We start from the raw sequence: 18,655 nt of genomic DNA, 5'->3' as shown, positions 1-18,655 counted from the left end.
GAGCATCTCCACATTCTAATAATTCCATCGCCGTGTGATGGAACCAACAGACCACCATCCGCCTTAGGCTTTATTCCTGCCACGCGTGCAGGCAATCAAACAGCGCCGGTGGCAGCCGGGGTTCTCGTCTGGCGCAAGGAGGTGTCAGATGACACGATTTCTTATGGCGACACTTTTGGCGGCGGCCGCGATGACCGGTGGAATCGCGCCAGCGAACGCGGCGGCGCAATGCGCGGCGCGCGCGGACATCATCAAGGCGCTCGGCGACAAATTCCACGAAACCGAGGCCGGGCGCGGCCTGATCAATCCGAACGTCGTCCTCGAGATCTTCATCTCGGATAAGGGTAGCTGGACCGTGCTGGCCTCGGACACCAAAGGCCAGAGTTGTGTTCTGTCGGTCGGCGAAGGCTGGGACAGCCCGACCATCACCGCGGCGATGCCGGGCGCTTGACGGCGCGACGCTGCAGCGGGACCTCCCGGCGGCGGCCTTCAGACCGTCGGAATTGTGCCGCCATCGATGACGTACTCGGCGCCGTGGATTGCGGATGCGCGATCCGAAACGAGGAAGGCCACCAGTTCCGCGATCTCTTGCGGCCATGCCGGCCGGCCGATTGGGATGCCGCCCATCGCGTCCATGATACCTTGGCGGGCGGTCTCCTCATCCGAGCCCGAATGGGCCGCCAGCCGCTTCACCATTGCCTCCGAGGCGGTGGTGTGGATCCAGCCCGGCGCCACTATGTTCACGCGAATGCCTTGTGGGCCGAGTTCCTTGGACAGCGCCTTGCTGTAATTTGAAAGGGCCGCCTTCGCCGCCGCATAGGCGATGGTGGATTCGTGGAGCGGCAACCGGCGCTGGATCGACGAGATGTGTACGATCGCCCCGGAGCCCTGCTCGATCATGCGCGGGACAAGCAGGCGGTCGAGCCGCACCGCCGCAAGCAGATTAAGATTGAGTTCATCCTGCCAGATCCGGTCGGACAGCGCCGCGAAACCGCCGCCTGGGCTTTTCGACCCGCCAACGCTGTGAATGACGATGTCGATGCCGCCAAGACGGTCGATGATGGCGGCGGCCACGTTTGCCGCACCGTCGAGAGTGGCGACGTCAGCTTGCACGAAGAGTTCCGCCGGTGATCCGGCGTCGGGCGAACGGGCTGTCGTCGCGACCGTTGCACCTGCTGCGGCAAGCCGGTGAACGATAGCTTCGCCGGCGCCTTTGGTGCCGCCGGTGACCAGCACGCGCCTGCCCCGGAACTCCTGGTCATCGATCGCGAATGTCTGCCGGATGGTCATAGGCCAATCTCCAGTTTCGCGATCCGGTCGCCGCCCAGCGTGAAATTGTAGTGGAGCGTTATCGGGCTGCCGGGGAAGTCACCGGAGACGATACCGGCGATCCGCCATGCGTTGGCTGTGACACCGGCCTCCTTCACCTCGACTGTCGCGTGATATTTGTCGGTCGTACTTTGCATCCACCTGCGGATCGCTTCGGTTCCGCGATGGGTCTCGCCTTCGTCCTTGACGATGGCGTCCAGCGTGAAAGGCGCGAGCATCGCGCCGATGTCGTGGCGGTTGTTGGCGGCGAAATAATCCGCCAGCGGCGGAGGAAGGGTCACGGTCACGGTTTGTCTCCAATTGGATGCCGCCGTCTGTGGGAGGGGGCGGCTGTTGTCGGCCGCTAAGATGAGGTATGCTGGAGAAATGACAAGAACCGACGAAAAAGTAAGGTACTTACCCGAAAGTGAGGCTGAGACGCTGACGCCGCTCTCCGCAGCGAGCGGTGTGGAAAACGTGCTACGCATCCTCGAGGGCCGTTGGAAGCTGGTGATCCTGTTCCATCTGTTCGGCGGCAAAGTGCTGCGCTTTTCAGACCTCGAGCGGGCGATACCGGCTATTTCGCAGAAAATGCTGATCCAGCAGCTCCGGCAGATGGGCGCCGACGGGATTGTCCGCCGTATCGTTCACCATCAAGTACCGCCAAAGGTCGAGTATTGCCTGACCGATTGGGGTCAGGCCCTGTGCCCGGCTCTCGATGCCCTGTTGAAATGGGCGGCGCAAAAGGGCTCCGCCGACGCCTGACCGAGCCTATCGTGTCGCAGCCACCTCGGCATGGCCGCGCAGCAGCGCCATCAGCTTCTTGGCGTCCTTGGCGGCGCCCTCCTCGTCGCCGTCGAGGATCGAGCGGATCAACGCGACATGGTGCTCAGCGGATTCCGCCAGCCCGGTGTCCGCCTTGTAGCGGAACCAGAAGCGGCGGCTGTGGGTCTGCAACGGGGCGGCCAGCCGGGCGGCGAACGGATTGTCGGCGGCCAGCGCCAGCGCTTCGTCGAGCGCCTTGTCGGCCTGGATGAAGGCAAGCACATTGCCCGAGATCACCGCCTTCTGCATGGCAAGCGCGGCCTCGTGAAACAGGTCGGCGGCTTCGCGGGTGACGAAGCGTGCGGCCGATCGTGCCAGCACCACCTCGACGCCGCGCCTTGCGTCGAGCACGCGCAGCCAGTCGCCGGGATGCAGCGGTGCGATCGCGATGCCGGCACGCGGCCTGACATCGAGCAGTCCCTCCCAGGCCAGCCGCTGGATCGCCTCGCGCACCGGCGTGCGGCCGAGCGCCAGCCGCTCGATCAGGGAGCCCTCGGTGACAAAACTCGCCGGCGCCAGTTCGAGCGTCACGATCATGTGTTCGAGGACGCGATAAGCCCTGGTCGCCGCGGGCTCGGACACGGTGCTTGCTTCCATGGATATCAAAGGCGGTCTCCTGATATATCTAAAATATATCATAACAGATTCCGCATTGACAGCGGCTTTCCTAACAGATATACGGCTGATATATCAGATGGAGAGATAGTCATGTGGACCGGAGTTTTCCCCGCCGTCACGACCAAATTCACCGCCGACGACCGGCTCGATCATGCCGAGATGGAGCGTTGCTTCAGCCTGCAGATGGAGGCCGGCTGCGACGGCATCATCGTCTGCGGCTCGCTTGGCGAGGGGCCGATGCTGTCGCCTGACGAGAAGATCGAGGTGCTGAAGACCGCGCAGAAGGTCGCTGGCAAGAAGCCGGTGCTGCTGACGGTCAACGAGGCCGGCACCCGCGAGGCCGCCAGCATCGCCAGGCGCGCCGCCAAGGAAGGCGCCAACGGCCTGATGGTGGTGCCGAGCCCGATCTATCATACCAACGCGGAAGAGACCGTGGCGGCGCTGCGCGCCGTGGCCGAGGCCGGCGACCTACCGGTCATGATCTATTCCAATCGGCTCGCCTACCGCGTCGATGTCACCGTCGACCAGATGGAGGAGCTTGCGTCGGACAAGCGTTTCGTCGCCATCAAGGAATCCTCCGACGACATCCGCCGCTCGACCGAGATCATCAACCGCCTGGGCAGCCGCTACGACCTGTTCACCGGCGTCGACAATCTCGCCTTCGAGGCGCTGTCGGTGGGCGCCATCGGCTGGGTGGCTGGCCTGGTCACCGCCTTCCCGCGCGAGACCGTCGCCATCTACCAGCTGATGAAGCAGGGACGCCGCGAAGAGGCGCTCGCCATCTACCGCTGGTTCCGGCCGCTGCTCGACCTCGATGTCTCGACCTATCTGGTGCAGAACATCAAGCTTGCCGAAGTGTTCGCCATCAACACCAATGACCGCGTGCGCATGCCGCGCATGCCGCTGTCGGGCGAACGCCGCAAAGCGGTCGAGAAGATCGTCAAGGATGCGCTCGCGGTGCGGCCGACGCTGCCGCAGTTCTGAATTGGCGATGGCCCAGGCCCCCTCATCCGGCCGCTTCGCGGCCACCTTCTCCCCAGGGGGAGAAGAGTTCGCCAGCGTTGGCGTCAGCCTCTTCTCCCCAGCGGGGAGAAGGTGGCCCGAAGGGCCGGATGAGGGGGCTGCACGGAGAAGCGAGAGAGGGCGTTTTGCACTGTGCGCCGCCATGAGTAACAATGCCGTAATCGACATCGCCATCATCGGTGGCGGCATCATCGGCATCTGCGCGGCGGCCTTCCTTGCCGAGGCGGGACTGGATGTCACGGTCTTCGACCGCACCGGTATCTGCGAGGAGACGAGTTCCGGCAACGCCGCCGCCTTCGCCTTTTCCGACGTGCTGCCGCTGGCGCACAAGGGCATGATCCGGCAGCTGCCGAAATGGCTCGCCGATCCGCTCGGCCCGCTCAGCATTCCGCCCGTCTACCTGCCGAAGCTGCTACCCTGGCTGGTTCGCTTCTGGCGCGCCGGCGCGCCAGGGAAATACGAGGCGAGCCTGGCGGCGCAGTCCGGCATGATGAAGCTTGCTGAGGCCGAGTGGATGGATCTGCTCGATCGTTCCGGCACGCGGCCGATGCTGCGTGAGGACGGTTCGCTCGAGCTCTATGAAAGCGAAGCCGAGTTTCGCGCCTCGATGTCGGGCTGGGCGGCGCGCGAGCGCTTCGGCATCGGCTTCCGGCACGTCGAGGGCAAGGACCTGGCGGACTTGCAGCCGGGGCTGTCACCGCGTTTCGTCAGGGGCACCTTCGTGCCGGGATGGAAGACGGTCGCCGATCCAAAACTGCTCGGCAAGGCCGTGTGGGCCTACGCGCAGTCCAAGGGTGCCCGTTTCGAGATGGCCCGCATCGACCGGGTCGCCGCCGGTCAAGACGGCGCGACACTGACGCTGGCAGACGGCTCGAACAGGCAGGCCAGGCACCTCGTCATTGCCGCGGGCGCCTGGTCGCACCTGCTGGCGCGGCAGCTCGGCGACCGCATTCCGCTGGAAACCGAACGCGGCTACAACACGACATTGCCGAGAGCCGCGTTCGACGTGAGGCGGCAACTGATCTTCTCCGGCCACGGCTTCGTCATCACCCCGCTCGACACGGGCCTGCGCGTCGGCGGTGCCGTCGAGCTTGGCGGCATCGAACGGCCGCCCAATTTCAACAGGGCGAAAGCGCTCTTGCGGAAGGCGCAGGCATTCCTGCCGGGGCTCGATCCCACGGGCGGACGCGAATGGATGGGGTTCCGGCCCTCGCTGCCGGATTCGGTGCCCGTCATAGGCAAGGCAGCGCGAAGCCGGTCGGTCATCTATGCCTTCGGCCACGGCCATCTCGGCCTGACCCAGGCTGCGGCAACCGGGCGGTTGATCAGGGAATTCGTTCTGGGGCAGACTTCGTCCGTCGATCTGGTCCCCTTCAGCCCACAACGATTTTGATTTTTTCGGGTTTTGATTTTCGAGGAGCGACATGGCCAAGAAATCCTTCTTCTGCATCGACGGTCACACCTGCGGCAACCCGGTGCGGCTGGTCGCCGGCGGCGGCCCGCTGCTGCAGGGCTCGACAATGATGGAACGGCGCGCGCATTTCCTCGCCGAATACGACTGGATCCGCACCGGCCTGATGTTCGAGCCACGCGGCCATGACGTGATGTCGGGCTCGATCCTCTATCCGCCGACGCGCGAGGACTGCGACATCGCCATCCTGTTCATCGAGACTTCAGGCTGCCTGCCCATGTGCGGCCACGGCACCATCGGCACGGTGACGATGGCCATCGAGCACGGGCTGATCGTGCCGAAGACGCCTGGCGTGCTCAGGCTCGACACGCCGGCCGGCCTCGTCATCGCCGAATACAAACAGGTCGGCGAGTATGTCGAGGAGGTGCGCATCACCAACGTGCCGTCGTTCCTCCATGCCGAAGGGCTGACGGTCGAATGTCCAGGCCTCGGCGAGATTACGGTGGATGTCGCCTATGGCGGCAATTTCTACGCCATCGTCGAGCCGCAGGCGAATTATCGCGACATGGCGGATTATTCGGCCGGCGACCTCATCGCCTGGAGCCCGGTGGTGCGGCAACGGCTCAACGAGAAATATACCTTCGTGCATCCGGAAAACCCAGGGATCAACCGGCTGTCGCACATGCTGTGGACCGGCAAGCCGACGGTCGAGGGCGCGGATGCGCGCAATGCCGTCTTCTACGGCGACAAGGCGATTGATCGCTCACCCTGCGGCACCGGCACCTCGGCGCGCATGGCGCAGCTCCATGCCAAAGGCAAGCTCAAGGCCGGAGACGCTTTCGTCCATGAATCGATCATCGGGTCGCTGTTCAAGGGCAAGGTCGAAAAGGAGGTCAACTTGGCCGGGAAGCAGGCAATCATCCCCTCGATTGGCGGTTGGGCGAGGATGACCGGACTGAACACCATCTTCATCGACGACCGCGATCCGTTCGCGCATGGTTTTGTGGTCAAGTAGGGAGAATCCTGACCCTACGGAAAGGAGTGTGACGAAAAAACGAACCGTGTCAGGAACGCAACGATTCTTCTCATCACCTAATTTTGACGGTGATTTCTTCGAAACGGAGCGCATGATGAGGCGCAATCGTCAAAGACATTGCGTTATGCCAATGATAGGGTCCGCGATAGTCCAGGGGCTGGGTGGAAAAAACGGGCGATCGGGAAGGCGTGGTTGGAAACACGCGGAGCGATCAAAAAAAATCACGTTGCAATCCGGCCTCGAAACTTTACGACTAGGGGAAATACGAAAAGGAATGCGTCTGCATGGGCGACATTCCAGGGGAGCCATGTACACATGCAGTACTTCGTCCAGCAGCTTATCAATGGGCTGACGCTGGGATCGATCTATGGGCTGATCGCGATCGGCTACACGATGGTCTACGGCATCATCGGCATGATCAATTTCGCCCATGGCGACATCTTCATGGTGGGCGCTTTCACGGCGCTGATCGTCTTCCTCATCCTCGGCGCGCTGTTTTATTCGGTGCCCGTGGTCATCGCGCTGCTGGTCATGATGATCGTGGCGATGCTGCTCACCAGCCTCTACAACTGGACGATCGAGAAAGTGGCCTACCGGCCGCTGCGCGGTTCGTTCCGGTTGGCGCCGCTGATCACCGCCATCGGCATGTCGATCGCGCTGTCGAACTTCGTCCAGGTGACGCAAGGGCCGCGCAACAAGCCGATCCCGCCGATGGTCAGCCAAGTCTACAACATCAACGGCGTCAGTGTGTCGCTGAAGCAGATCATCATCGTCATCGTCACAGCTTTGCTGCTGGCGGTGTTCTGGTACCTGGTCAACAAGACCTCGCTTGGCCGGGCGCAACGCGCCTGCGAGCAGGACCGCAAGATGGCGGCACTGCTGGGCATCGACGTCGACCGCACCATCTCGATCACCTTCATCATGGGTGCGGCCCTTGCCGCCGTCGCCGGCACGCTTTTCCTGATGTACTACGGCGTCATCGCCTTCTCCGACGGCTTCGTGCCGGGTGTGAAGGCCTTCACGGCTGCGGTGCTTGGCGGCATCGGCTCGCTTCCGGGGGCCGTGCTCGGCGGACTGCTGATCGGCTTCATCGAGAGCATGTGGTCGGCCTATTTCTCGATCGACTACAAGGATGTCGCCGCCTTCTCGATCCTGGCGATCGTCCTGATCTTCCTGCCTTCCGGCATATTGGGCCGGCCAGAAGTCGAAAAGGTCTGAGACCATGGCCGTAACCGTATCTCCAGAGCGCGACACCGTCGCCAGTCCCGTGCAGCGCGCCCTGCGCGAGGCATTCTATGCCGGCGCCATCGCGCTTGGCCTGTTCGTGCTGTTCATCGGCCTCAAGACCGACCAGAACATGTCCAACGAACTGGTCGTGGTGCAGCGCTGGGGCCTGCTTGCCGCGGTGGTGATCGCCACCGCCGTCGGACGCTTCCTTTACGTTGCCTACGGCCAGCCCTTCATGGCCAACCAGAAGGTCGCCAACGTGACCACCGGCCTCATGCCGGCAAGCGTGGCATCCCGCTTCTTCACCCTGCCGGCCTTCATCGGAGCGGCGGTCGCCATGGTGCTGCTGTTCGTGTTCAACAGCTCTCTCGCCGGATGGGTTGGGGCAGAGCCGGCCGGCTATCTGCAATTCCTGCGTGCCCTGTCGGTCATCTATGTGCTGGCCTGCGTGATCTATTACTTCCGCGCCTTCATCCATGCCAACTTCACCAAATTGGGCATCTCGGCCCTGGTGCTGTACCCGATCCTCGTGGTCGCCGTGCTGTCGCTCAACGCCTGGTCGATCACCGGAGGGCTGCAGGGTTCGTTGAAATGGGTCGATAATTTCGGCATCCAGATCCTGATCTATGTGATGCTGGCCTGGGGACTGAACATCGTCGTCGGCCTCGCCGGTCTGCTCGATCTCGGCTACGTCGCTTTTTATGCGCTTGGCGCCTATGCCTATGCGCTTCTGGCCACGCATTTCGGCCTGTCGTTCTGGATATTGTTGCCCGCCGCGGGCGCCATGGCAGCGCTCTGGGGGGTGCTGCTCGGCTTTCCCGTGCTGCGCCTGCGCGGCGACTATCTGGCGATCGTGACGCTCGCCTTCGGCGAGATCATCCGCCTCGTGCTGATCAACTGGCGCGAGGTCACCAATGGGTCGGCCGGCATCTCCGGCATTCCCAAGGTCAGCTTCTTCGGCCTGATGACCTTCAACGTGTCGGACCCGAACTACATCGCCAAGGTGCTGAACATCGCCACGTCCAGCGCCTACTACAAGATCTTCCTCTACTACCTGATCCTTGGGCTCTGCCTGTTAACCGCCTTCGTCACCATCCGGCTGCGGCGCCTGCCGGTCGGCCGCGCCTGGGAAGCCTTGCGTGAGGACGAGATCGCCTGCCGCTCGCTGGGCATCAACACCACCACGACCAAGCTCACCGCCTTTGCCACCGGCGCCATGTTCGGCGGTTTTGCCGGCTCCTTCTTCGCCGCCCGGCAAGGTTTTGTCAGCCCGGAATCCTTCGTCTTCCTGGAATCGGCCATTATCCTGGCCATCGTCGTCCTTGGCGGCATGGGCTCGCTGGTCGGCATCGCCGTCGCCGCGATGGTGATGATCGGCGGCACCGAGGCGCTGCGCGAACTCGATTTCCTCAAGCAGGTCTTCGGGCCCGATTTCACACCGGAACTCTATCGCATGCTTCTGTTCGGCATGGCCATGGTCATCGTCATGCTATGGAAGCCGCGCGGCTTTGTCGGCAGTCGTGAACCAACCGCCTTCCTTAAGGAGCGAAGGGCTGTCTCAGGCTCCTTCACCAAGGAGGGCCACGGCTGATGAATGCGACCACGCAAATGAACGACGCCATCCTGCAGGTCGAGCATCTGTCGATGAAGTTCGGCGGTCTGGTCGCCATCGGCGACCTGTCCTTCACCGCCAGGCGCGGCGAAATCACCGCGCTGATCGGTCCCAACGGCGCCGGCAAGACCACGGTGTTCAATTGCATCACCGGCTTCTACAAACCGTCGGAAGGCATGATCACGCTCAACCGGGCCGACGGTTCCAGCTACCTGCTGGAACGGCTGCCCAACCACGAGATCCCGGCGCGAGCCAAGGTGGCGCGCACCTTCCAGAACATCCGCCTGTTCTCGGGCATGACGCTGCTGGAGAACCTGCTTGTCGCCCAGCACAACAAGCTGATGAAGGCTTCGGGCTATACGATCCTGGGCCTGTTCGGCTTCAGCGGTTACCGCAAGGCCTCGGCCGAATCGGTAGAGCTTGCCAAGCACTGGCTGGAGAAGGCCGATCTCGTCGATCGTGCCGACGATCCGGCAGGCGACTTGCCCTATGGCGCGCAGCGGCGGCTCGAAATCGCGCGCGCCATGTGCACCGGTCCTGAGCTGCTGTGCCTCGACGAACCGGCGGCCGGCCTCAACCCGAAGGAATCGGCGGCTCTCAACGAACTGCTGATGGGAATCAAGCATACGACCGGCACCTCGATCCTCTTGATCGAGCACGACATGTCCGTGGTCATGCAGATTTCCGACCACGTCGTGGTGCTGGAATATGGCCGCAAGATCTCCGACGGCAATCCGCAGTCGGTGCGCACCGATCCGCGCGTCATCGCCGCCTATCTCGGCGTCGATGACGAGGAGGTCGAGACCGTGCTCACCGAAGTCGGCGACGAGGACGTCATCGAACAGCTCGATATCGGCCCCGACTCCACGCATGGCCCGGGGACATCGGCGTCGTATCTGGCCGGGCCGGTGAGCGACACCGTCGGCCATAGCGAAGGCGAACGGGTGACCGTGTCGAAAGGCGCCTCGAAGGCAGCGCAGGTCGACGCCCGCGCCGCCACCGTGGCAAGCAGGCCTGTCGCGCCGACCCCGACGCCGGCCAAATCCGCCGCGAAGAAGGCGGCGCCAAGGAAAACGGCCGCAAAGGCGCCTGCCACGAAGGCCGAAGGTGTTTCGAACCGCCTCGCTGCCCCCCGTGGCGGCAAGGCCGACAATCTGACCCGCATCAAGGGCATCGGTACGGTCAACGAGAAGAAGCTCAACGAACACGGCATCTTCCACTTCGACCAGATCGGCGCCTGGAAGAAGGCCGACGTCGAGGCGGTCGAGGCCTATCTCGACTTTGACGGGCGCATCGCGCGCGAGGAGTGGGTCAAGCAGGCGAAGCTGCTCGGTCAGGGCAAGGATACGGAATTCTCGCGCCGCGTCGATGCGGGCAAGGTGGCGACGAGTCATGCTTCCGGCAAGGCCGCGAGCACAGGCAAGCCCGTTCAGGGCAAGCGTGGAGGGGGCAAGTGATGGCCACGACAACGCTGCTCGATATCAAGGGCGTGGAGACCTACTACGGCAACATCCGGGCGCTGAACGGCGTCAATGTCACCGTCAAGCAAGGGGAGATCGTGGCGCTGATCGGCGCCAACGGCGCCGGCAAGTCGACGCTGATGATGACCATCTTCGGGGCCCCACGCGCCCGCACCGGCACCATCACCTTCGCCGGGACCGATATCACCCAGCTGCCGACGCACGAAATCGCACGCATGCGCATTGCCCAGTCACCCGAGGGCCGGCGCATCTTCCCGCGCATGACGGTGATGGAAAACCTGCAGATGGGCGCCAGCCTCGACAACCTCAAATATTACGGCGAGGACGTCGAGAAGGTGTTCACGCTGTTCCCCAGACTGAAGGAGCGGATCGCCCAGCGTGGCGGCACCTTGTCGGGCGGCGAACAGCAGATGCTGTCGATCGGACGCGCATTGATGGCGCGGCCGAAACTGCTGCTGCTCGACGAGCCGTCGCTGGGTCTGGCGCCGCTGATCGTCAAGCAGATCTTCGATGCCATCCGCGAATTGAACCGCACCCAAGGGCTGACCGTGTTCCTGGTCGAGCAGAACGCGTTCGGCGCGCTCAAGCTCGCCACGCGCGGCTACGTCATGGTCAACGGCAATGTGACGATGAGCGGCACCGGCAAGGAGTTGCTCGCCAATCCGGAAGTGCGCGCCGCTTATCTCGAAGGCGGACATCACTGAGTTCAGGAGACTTCCCATGCAAGGCATTCTCTACGAGGAACCGTCGATCTGGCAGTTCTTCTTCGTCACCTGCCTGCTCGGCGGATGGGCGGCATGGATGACCGGCAAGGCCAGCGCCCAGACATGGCGCAGCTTCATCCAGCTGTTTGCCTATCTGCTCGGGCTTGGCATCGGCATCCGCTTCATCCATCACGCGCTGTTCGACGGTACGATGTTCTCGCTGCATTACTATATCGTCGACACAATCGTGCTGATGATACTGGGCTTTGTCGGCTATCAATACACACGAACCAACCAGATGGTCACACAGTATAATTGGCTCTACGAAAGAGCTTCAATCTTGAGCTGGAAACCGAAAGGTTGACGGTCATCATTAACGCCGCGTCAGGGATGAATCGGCGTGACAAGTGCCTGAAAATCGGCAAACTATGCTTTCTGCGATAAGGGTGGGCATCGCATGAAAGCTTCATCCACGCCCACTCCGTTAATGGGAGCGTTTAAATGAAAAAGTCACTTTTGTCCGCCGTGGCCCTGACCGCGCTCGTCGCGTTCGGCGGCAACGCGTGGGCTGATGTAATGTTCGCCGTCGCCGGACCGATCACCGGTCCGAACGCGGCCTTCGGCGCGCAGCTGCAGAAGGGCGCGGAAGCGGCGGTCGCCGAGATCAATGCCAAGGGCGGAATCAACGGCGAGCAGATCAAGCTCGAAATCGGCGACGACGTCTCCGACCCGAAGCAGGGCATCTCGGTCGCCAACAAGTTCGTCGGCGACGGCGTCAAGTTTGTGATCGGCCACTTCAACTCCGGCGTGTCGATCCCGGCCTCCGAAGTCTACGCCGAAAACAACATCGTCGAAATCACGCCGGCCGCAACCAACCCGAAGTTCACCGAGCGCGGCCTGTGGAATGTGTTCCGTACCTGCGGACGCGACGACCAGCAGGGCAGCATCGCCGGCGGCTACATCGCCGCGAACTTCAAGGATGCCAAAGTCGCCGTGATCCATGACAAGACCCCTTATGGCCAGGGCCTCGCGGACGAAACCAAGAAGGCGATGAACGCCGCGGGCATCAAGGAAGTGATGTATGAAGGCGTCAATGTCGGCGACAAGGACTTCTCGGCGCTGATCGCCAAGATGAAGGAAGCCGGCGTCACCCTGATCTACTGGGGAGGCCTGCACACCGAAGCCGGCCTGATCATCCGTCAATCCGCGGACCAGGGCCTCAAGGCACCGATGATGTCGGGCGACGGCATCGTGACGGACGAACTCGCCGCGATCGCGGGCGACGCCGTCGCCGGCACGCTCAACACGTTCGGCCCCGACCCGCGCCTGATCCCGGCCAACAAGGAGCTCGTCGAGAAGTTCCGCGCGCAGGGTTTCGAGCCGGAAGCCTACACGCTCTACGCCTACGCCGCCGTGCAGGTGGTCGCCGAGGCAGCTGCCGCCGCCAAGACGAACGATCCGCAGGCCGTCGCCAAGGCGATGCATGAAAACGGCCCGTTCCCGACCGTCCTGGGCGATCTCGCCTATGACGCCAAGGGCGATCCGAAGCTGCCGGGCTACATCATGTACGAATGGAAGAAGAAGGACGACGGCAAGTATTCCTGGTTCCCGAAGTCGTAATTCATTCGGATCCGAAACCAAACGATGCCCGGCGCCTCGCGCCGGGCATTTTCTTTGATGCCCGCTGGCGCCGTGACATCCCTGCCAGCGTTCCTTAGCCAGCCGGGAAGATCGCATCCAGGATCGAAATTGTCGCCATTGTTCCGCCCATACGGACGAATGCATGCGAGTGTTGACCGAATAATTGATTTAAATCGGTTTAAACCAACGTCGATTTTGTTTGCACTGCAGCATTTTCACGCTAATCATTGCCCCGATTTCCCGTCCCTTCCGCTGCTGGAGCCCAGTCCTTGGCCATCACGAAGATCCTCGTCGCCAACCGGTCAGAAATCGCCATCCGCGTCTTTCGCGCGGCCAATGAGCTGGGCCTCAAAACCGTGGCGATCTGGGCCGAGGAAGACAAATACTCACTGCATCGCTTCAAGGCCGACGAAAGCTACCAGGTCGGGCGCGGTCCGCATCTCAAAAAGGACATGGGGCCGATCGAGAGCTACCTGTCGATCGAGGAGGTGATCCGCGTCGCCAGGCTTTCGGGCGCCGACGCCATCCACCCCGGCTACGGGCTCCTGTCGGAAAGCCCCGAATTCGCCGAAGCTTGCGCGCAAGCAGGCATCACCTTCATCGGACCGAAGCCCGACACGATGCGGCGCCTGGGCAACAAGGTCGCCGCGCGCAATCTCGCCATCGAGGTCGGCGTGCCCGTGGTGCCGGCCACCGAGCCGTTGCCTGACGATATGGAGGCGGTCAAGGAACTCGCCAAGACGGTCGGTTATCCGGTCATGCTCAAGGCCTCGTGGGGCGGCGGCGGGCGCGGCATGCGCGCCATCCGTTCCGAGGCCGACCTCGCCCGCGAGGTCATGGAGGGCAAGCGCGAGGCGAAAGCCGCCTTCGGCAAGGACGAGGTCTATCTCGAAAAGCTGATCGAGCGCGCCCGCCATGTCGAAGTGCAGGTGCTTGGCGACACGCACGGCAATGCGGTGCATTTGTTCGAGCGCGACTGCTCGATCCAGCGCCGCAACCAGAAGGTCGTCGAGCGCGCGCCAGCGCCCTATCTCAGCGAGGACCTGCGCCAGGAACTTTGCGGCTACGCGCTGAAGATCGCGCGCGAGACCAGCTATATCGGTGCCGGCACCGTCGAATTCCTGCAGGATGCCGATACCGGCAAGTTCTATTTCATCGAGGTCAATCCGCGCATCCAGGTCGAGCACACCGTCACCGAGATGGTGACCGGCATCGACATCGTGAAAGCGCAGATACACATCCTCGACGGCTTCGCCATCGGCACGCCGGAATCGGGCGTGCCGGCGCAGCGGGACATCCGGCTGAACGGCCATGCCTTGCAGTGCCGCATCACCACGGAAGATCCCGAACACAATTTCATTCCGGACTATGGCCGCATCACCGCCTATCGCGGCGCCACCGGCTTCGGCATCCGTCTGGATGGCGGCACGGCCTATTCCGGCGCGGTCATCACCCGCTTCTACGATCCGCTGCTGGAGAAGGTCACGGCCTGGGCGCCGACACCGGCCGAGACGATCGCCCGCATGAACCGCGCCTTGCGCGAATTCCGCATCCGCGGCGTCGCCACCAACCTCACCTTCCTCGAAGCGATCATCAATCACCCGAGCTTCGCCGACAATTCCTATACGACGAAATTCATCGATACGACGCCGGAGCTGTTCCAGCAGGTCAAGCGCCAGGACCGCGCCACCAAGCTGCTCAACTATCTGGCCGACGTCAGCGTCAACGGCCATCCCGAGACGCGCGGCCGGCCGACGCCGAAGGCGGACGCGGCGCCGCCCGTGGTGCCCTATCTCAACGGCAATGTGCCGAGCGGCAGCAAGCAGAAACTCGACGTGCTCGGGCCGGAGAAGTTCGCCGCCTGGATGCGCGAGCAGAAGGAAGTGCTGGTCACCGACACGACGATGCGCGACGGCCACCAGTCGCTGCTCGCCACGCGCGTGCGCACGCACGACATTGCCGGCATCGCCGGCACCTATGCGCGGGCGCTGCCGCAACTTCTTTCATTGGAATGCTGGGGCGGCGCCACTTTCGACGTCGCCATGCGCTTCCTCACCGAGGATCCATGGGAACGGCTGTCGCTGGTGCGGGAAGCCGCCCCCAACCTGTTGCTGCAGATGCTGCTGCGCGGCGCCAACGGCGTCGGCTACACCAATTACCCCGACAATGTCGTGCAGCATTTCGTCAAGCAGGCAGCGGCGGGCGGCATCGACCTGTTCCGCGTCTTCGACTGCCTGAACTGGGTCGAGAACATGCGTGTCGCCATGGACGCCGTGGGCGCCGAGGGCAAGCTGATCGAAGCGGCGATGTGCTATACCGGCGACATTCTCGGTCCGGCGCGGGCCAAGTACGACCTGAAATATTATGTCGGGCTGGCCAGCGAATTGCAGGCCGCCGGCGCCCATATCATCGCGGTCAAGGACATGGCCGGCCTGTTGAAGCCGAGTGCCGCCCGCGTGCTGTTCAAGGCGCTGCGCGAGGCGACCGACCTGCCGATCCATTTCCACACCCACGACACATCGGGCCTGTCGGCGGCAACCGTGCTGGCGGCGGTGGAAAGCGGTGTCGACGCCATCGACGCGGCGATGGATGCCTTTTCCGGCAACACTTCGCAGCCATGTCTGGGTTCGATCGTCGAAGCGCTGAAGGGCACCGAACGCGATCCGGGCCTCGACCCGCAATGGATCCGGAAAATCTCGTTCTACTGGGAAGCGGTGCGCAACCAGTACGCCGCCTTCGAGAGTGACCTGAAAGGTCCAGCTTCCGAGGTCTACCTGCACGAAATGCCGGGCGGGCAGTTCACCAACCTCAAGGAACAGGCGCGTTCGCTCGGGCTGGAGACACGCTGGCACGAAGTGGCGCAGACCTATCATGACGTCAACCTGATGTTCGGCGACATCGTCAAGGTGACGCCGTCCTCGAAGGTCGTCGGCGACATGGCGCTGATGATGGTGAGCCAGGATCTGACCGTTGCCGATGTCGAGAATCCGGCCCGCGACATCGCCTTCCCGGACTCGGTCGTCTCGATGCTGCGCGGCGACCTCGGCCAGTCCCCGGGCGGCTGGCCGCAGGCGCTGCAGAAGAAGGCACTGAAGGGCGACAAGGCGATCACGGCGCGGCCCGGTTCGTTGCTCAAGCCGGCCGACCTCAAGAAGAGCCGCAAGGAGATCGAGGACAAGCTCGAGCGCAAGCTGTCGGAGTATGAGTTCGCCTCGTGGCTGATGTATCCGAAGGTGTTTTCCGACTTCGTCGCCGCCCAGGAAACCTACGGCCCGGTCAGCGTTCTGCCGACGCCGACCTATTTCTACGGCATGAAATCGGAAGACGAGATCTTCGTCGACATCGAAAAGGGCAAGACCTTGGTCGTGCGCTGCCAGGCGTTCGGCGATGTCGACGACAAGGGCATGGTCACCGTGTTCTTCGAGCTCAACGGCCAGCCGCGGCGTGTGAAGGTGCCCGACCGCGCGCATGGCGCTTCCGCCGCCAAGGCGCGCCGCAAGGCCGAGCCCGGCAATGAGGCGCATGTCGGGGCGCCGATGCCGGGTGTGGTTTCGGCGCTCGCGGTTGCCGCCGGCCAGGCGGTCAAGGCCGGCGACGTGCTGCTCTCCATCGAAGCGATGAAGATGGAGACGGCATTGCATGCCGAGCGCGACGGCACGGTCGCCGAGGTGCTGGTCAAGGCCGGCGACCAGATCGATGCCAAAGATCTGCTGATAGCCTTCAGCTGATCTGCGCCCTGGCCGCGTGGCTGTCCGCATCATGGCGGCAGCCTCGGTTCCTTCATCGATAACAGCTTGACCCGCCGCCCGTGGTCGGGCATCGAACCGGCTCAAATTTGCCGCCGCTGCTTCCCGAGTCGCGGGGCAGGACCGTTCCTTTGGAGAAAAAAATGGCCGACGATATCACCGAGACCAGCCAGACTGTTGCCGCCGGCCAGCTGCGTGCCTTGATCGAGCGCATCGAGCGGCTCGAGGAAGAAAAGAAGACGATCGCCGACGACATCAAGGAAGTTTTCGCCGAGGCCAAGGGCACCGGCTTCGACACCAAGGCAATCCGCACCATCATCCGGCTGCGCAAGAAGGACCAGGCCGAACGCCAGGAAGAGGACGCCATCCTCGATCTCTACATGGCCGCGCTCGGCATGGAGTAAGGCTCGCGGCCGGCGCCCGATGCGGTTGCCGGAGATACGGTTCGAACCATGAGCGAATTCGACTTCGGCGGCCGTCGCGCCTCGGAATTCCGCCATCGCGGCTTCTGGTCGCTGTTTGCCGAACGGCATCCGGAAGAAAGAGCCCGGCTGGCGCGGCGCGGACCCTGGTTCTGGCAGCGCGGGCTGCCCGACTTCGCACTGGTGCTTTCCATGTATGTCGCGCCGGCGCAGAACCATGTCGGCGTCTTCTTCGGGCGCAACGAGAAGTTCGGCGCCACGGACTCGTGGTCGCGGCTGAAACCGTTTCAACCGGCGATCGAGGCCAGGCTGAAGCTCAAACCCGAACAGAGCTGTGAGGGGCTCGGCATCAACTCAATGTGGCGGGTGAACTGCCACTCCGAGGACAATTGGCCGGCCATGACCGACTGGCTGGTGAGGGAATGCTCACGCTTCGAGGAAGCCGTGACCGACGTTCTGGGGCAGAGATAGGTCGCCGGTCATGACGGACTTTTTCCGTACGCGCTGGAGAGGCGAAGCGCCGCTCGGCCGCCTGTTCTGGCGCGACACGCTGCTTGTCGGCACCTTGATCAGCGTCGCCTCGTCGGCGCTGGCGCTTGTCCTGCTCGAGCTGAAACTGCCGCTCTGGCTGGTGCTGATGGTGCATTTCCTGCCTGTGCCCTACAACATCTTCCTGACCATTGCGGTCTGGCGCGCGGCCGAGAAGGCCGGTGGCTTCAAGGCTCAACTGATGATGCTTGGCTCGGCGCTTTGGTTGATTGCGACGGCAGTCGCCTGAGCCGCGTCACACTTTCCTGGAATTGCTCCATACGAAAAAGGGCGGCCGAAGCCGCCCTTTGCGAGGTCATATCCGGGACAGGTCAGGCCGCCGGCTCGAATTTCAGCGCCACGCCGTTGATGCAGTAGCGCAGGCCGGTCGGCGGCGGGCCGTCCTCGAAGACATGGCCGAGATGGCTGCCGCAACGAGAGCAGTGGCACTCGGTACGGACCATGCCGTAGCTGCGGTCAACGGTGTTCTCGACCGAGCCCGGAACGGGATCGTTGAAGCTCGGCCAGCCGGTGCCGCTTTCGAACTTCAGCGTGGATTGGAACAGCGGCTGGTCGCAGCCGACGCAGGAAAAAGTGCCGGCACGCTTCTCATAGAGCAGGGCGCAGCTTCCCGGCCGCTCGGTGCCGTGGTTGCGCATGACCGCGTATTGCTCCGGCGTCAGCCGGGCGCGCCATTCGGCATCGGTGCGGGTGACGGGGTAGGTGTGGGTGTCCATTTGATCTCCTCAGCCTTGTCGGCTCGTTCTTGGTTGCAACCGGATATTCGCCCCAACATAGGCATTTGTTACAGACCTGCCCAGTGCCTGGCATTGTAAGGTCGAATCGCTTGCTAGCTTTCGGCGTCTGTGTTGCCCCTCACCTGCCTGCCGGTGTCCAGCCGATAGATGGGTAACAGATTGAACCGGATACATAGGTAACAGTTCTCCCCCTATGCATCCGCCGCAGCGCCAAGCGGTTTGGTTGGCGCGGCGCTGCGGCGGACGAGCTTCATACGTCTGGTGTCGATGATGCCAAGCGGATAATCATGGAAGGTAAGTGCCCATTGGCCGTCC

Annotated in this window: 19 protein-coding genes; 15 read left to right on the top strand and 4 right to left on the bottom strand. The window is 63.2% G+C overall.

Annotated features, from left to right (window positions below):
* Positions 1–148: 148 nt before the first annotated feature.
* Positions 149–451: a hypothetical protein gene (locus EN808_RS24690; RefSeq protein ID WP_127280981.1), complete on the top strand. Its 303-nt coding sequence runs from the start codon at positions 149–151 to the stop codon at positions 449–451.
* A 38-nt stretch (positions 452–489) separates the two neighbouring features.
* On the opposite strand, the gene EN808_RS24685 is transcribed toward EN808_RS24690, so the two are convergent.
* A complete protein-coding gene (locus EN808_RS24685) occupies positions 490–1,290 on the bottom strand; it encodes an SDR family oxidoreductase (protein ID WP_127872152.1) in 801 nt (266 codons plus the stop codon).
* Positions 1,287–1,616, bottom strand: coding sequence for a nuclear transport factor 2 family protein (locus tag EN808_RS24680; protein ID WP_127276538.1), 330 nt, complete (start codon positions 1,614–1,616; stop codon positions 1,287–1,289). Before EN808_RS24680 ends, EN808_RS24685 begins: the two co-directional genes overlap by 4 nt.
* Before the next feature lie 79 nt (positions 1,617–1,695).
* Here EN808_RS24680 and EN808_RS24675 point away from each other — a divergent pair, with 79 nt between their 5' ends.
* A complete protein-coding gene (locus tag EN808_RS24675) occupies positions 1,696–2,073 on the top strand; it encodes a winged helix-turn-helix transcriptional regulator (RefSeq protein WP_127276536.1) in 378 nt (125 codons plus the stop codon).
* A gap of 6 nt (positions 2,074–2,079) precedes the next feature.
* On the opposite strand, the gene EN808_RS24670 is transcribed toward EN808_RS24675, so the two are convergent.
* Positions 2,080–2,772, bottom strand: a complete 693-nt coding sequence (locus tag EN808_RS24670) for a GntR family transcriptional regulator (RefSeq protein ID WP_167531415.1) — start codon at positions 2,770–2,772, stop codon at positions 2,080–2,082.
* Between the two features lie 69 nt (positions 2,773–2,841).
* Between EN808_RS24670 and EN808_RS24665 the strand changes: the two genes are divergently transcribed.
* The 13 genes from EN808_RS24665 (at position 2,842) to EN808_RS24605 (ending at position 17,832) form a co-directional block, all read left to right on the top strand.
* The gene (locus tag EN808_RS24665) at positions 2,842–3,735 is read left to right on the top strand and encodes a dihydrodipicolinate synthase family protein (protein ID WP_127276532.1); all 894 of its coding nucleotides are present in this window, start codon (positions 2,842–2,844) and stop codon (positions 3,733–3,735) included.
* A gap of 181 nt (positions 3,736–3,916) precedes the next feature.
* The gene (locus EN808_RS24660) at positions 3,917–5,167 is read left to right on the top strand and encodes an FAD-dependent oxidoreductase (RefSeq protein WP_189522201.1); all 1,251 of its coding nucleotides are present in this window, start codon (positions 3,917–3,919) and stop codon (positions 5,165–5,167) included.
* A gap of 31 nt (positions 5,168–5,198) precedes the next feature.
* Entirely contained in the window at positions 5,199–6,200 is a 1,002-nt protein-coding gene (locus EN808_RS24655; protein WP_127872150.1) for a 4-hydroxyproline epimerase, read from the top strand.
* 336 nt (positions 6,201–6,536) lie between these two features.
* Positions 6,537–7,439, top strand: coding sequence for a branched-chain amino acid ABC transporter permease LivH (locus EN808_RS24650; RefSeq protein WP_127276526.1), 903 nt, complete (start codon positions 6,537–6,539; stop codon positions 7,437–7,439).
* Positions 7,440–7,443: 4 nt separating this feature from the next.
* Positions 7,444–9,039 carry a high-affinity branched-chain amino acid ABC transporter permease LivM gene (gene livM, locus EN808_RS24645; protein ID WP_127276524.1) on the top strand — a complete coding sequence of 532 codons (1,596 nt, stop codon included), beginning with the start codon at positions 7,444–7,446 and terminating at the stop codon, positions 9,037–9,039.
* Positions 9,039–10,517 carry an ATP-binding cassette domain-containing protein gene (locus tag EN808_RS24640; protein ID WP_127276522.1) on the top strand — a complete coding sequence of 493 codons (1,479 nt, stop codon included), beginning with the start codon at positions 9,039–9,041 and terminating at the stop codon, positions 10,515–10,517. The genes livM and EN808_RS24640 overlap by 1 nt, the downstream gene beginning before the upstream one ends.
* On the top strand, positions 10,517–11,245 hold the full coding sequence (locus tag EN808_RS24635) for an ABC transporter ATP-binding protein (RefSeq protein ID WP_127276520.1): 729 nt from the start codon (positions 10,517–10,519) through the stop codon (positions 11,243–11,245). Before EN808_RS24640 ends, EN808_RS24635 begins: the two co-directional genes overlap by 1 nt.
* Before the next feature lie 16 nt (positions 11,246–11,261).
* Positions 11,262–11,609 carry a DUF6867 family protein gene (locus tag EN808_RS24630; RefSeq protein WP_013892487.1) on the top strand — a complete coding sequence of 116 codons (348 nt, stop codon included), beginning with the start codon at positions 11,262–11,264 and terminating at the stop codon, positions 11,607–11,609.
* A gap of 137 nt (positions 11,610–11,746) precedes the next feature.
* Complete coding sequence (locus EN808_RS24625) at positions 11,747–12,865, top strand: branched-chain amino acid ABC transporter substrate-binding protein (protein WP_127276516.1); 1,119 nt, start codon at positions 11,747–11,749, stop codon at positions 12,863–12,865.
* 290 nt (positions 12,866–13,155) lie between these two features.
* The gene (gene pyc, locus EN808_RS24620; RefSeq protein WP_135917102.1) at positions 13,156–16,614 is read left to right on the top strand and encodes a pyruvate carboxylase; all 3,459 of its coding nucleotides are present in this window, start codon (positions 13,156–13,158) and stop codon (positions 16,612–16,614) included.
* Between the two features lie 161 nt (positions 16,615–16,775).
* Positions 16,776–17,036, top strand: a complete 261-nt coding sequence (locus EN808_RS24615; RefSeq protein ID WP_027053014.1) for a DUF2312 domain-containing protein — start codon at positions 16,776–16,778, stop codon at positions 17,034–17,036.
* 48 nt (positions 17,037–17,084) lie between these two features.
* Entirely contained in the window at positions 17,085–17,525 is a 441-nt protein-coding gene (locus tag EN808_RS24610) for a hypothetical protein (RefSeq protein ID WP_135917101.1), read from the top strand.
* 10 nt (positions 17,526–17,535) lie between these two features.
* On the top strand, positions 17,536–17,832 hold the full coding sequence (locus tag EN808_RS24605) for a hypothetical protein (RefSeq protein ID WP_135917100.1): 297 nt from the start codon (positions 17,536–17,538) through the stop codon (positions 17,830–17,832).
* Between the two features lie 82 nt (positions 17,833–17,914).
* Here EN808_RS24605 and msrB read toward each other — a convergent pair whose 3' ends face one another.
* A complete protein-coding gene (gene msrB, locus EN808_RS24600; protein ID WP_027141754.1) occupies positions 17,915–18,319 on the bottom strand; it encodes a peptide-methionine (R)-S-oxide reductase MsrB in 405 nt (134 codons plus the stop codon).
* Between the last annotated feature and the right edge of the window lie 336 nt (positions 18,320–18,655).

This window comes from Mesorhizobium sp. M8A.F.Ca.ET.165.01.1.1 (genome assembly GCF_004792065.1).
In the GTDB taxonomy this organism is placed as follows: domain Bacteria; phylum Pseudomonadota; class Alphaproteobacteria; order Rhizobiales; family Rhizobiaceae; genus Mesorhizobium.
The sequence above is the reverse complement of the archived record's forward strand: the minus strand, read 5'-3'. Positions and strand labels throughout refer to the sequence as shown.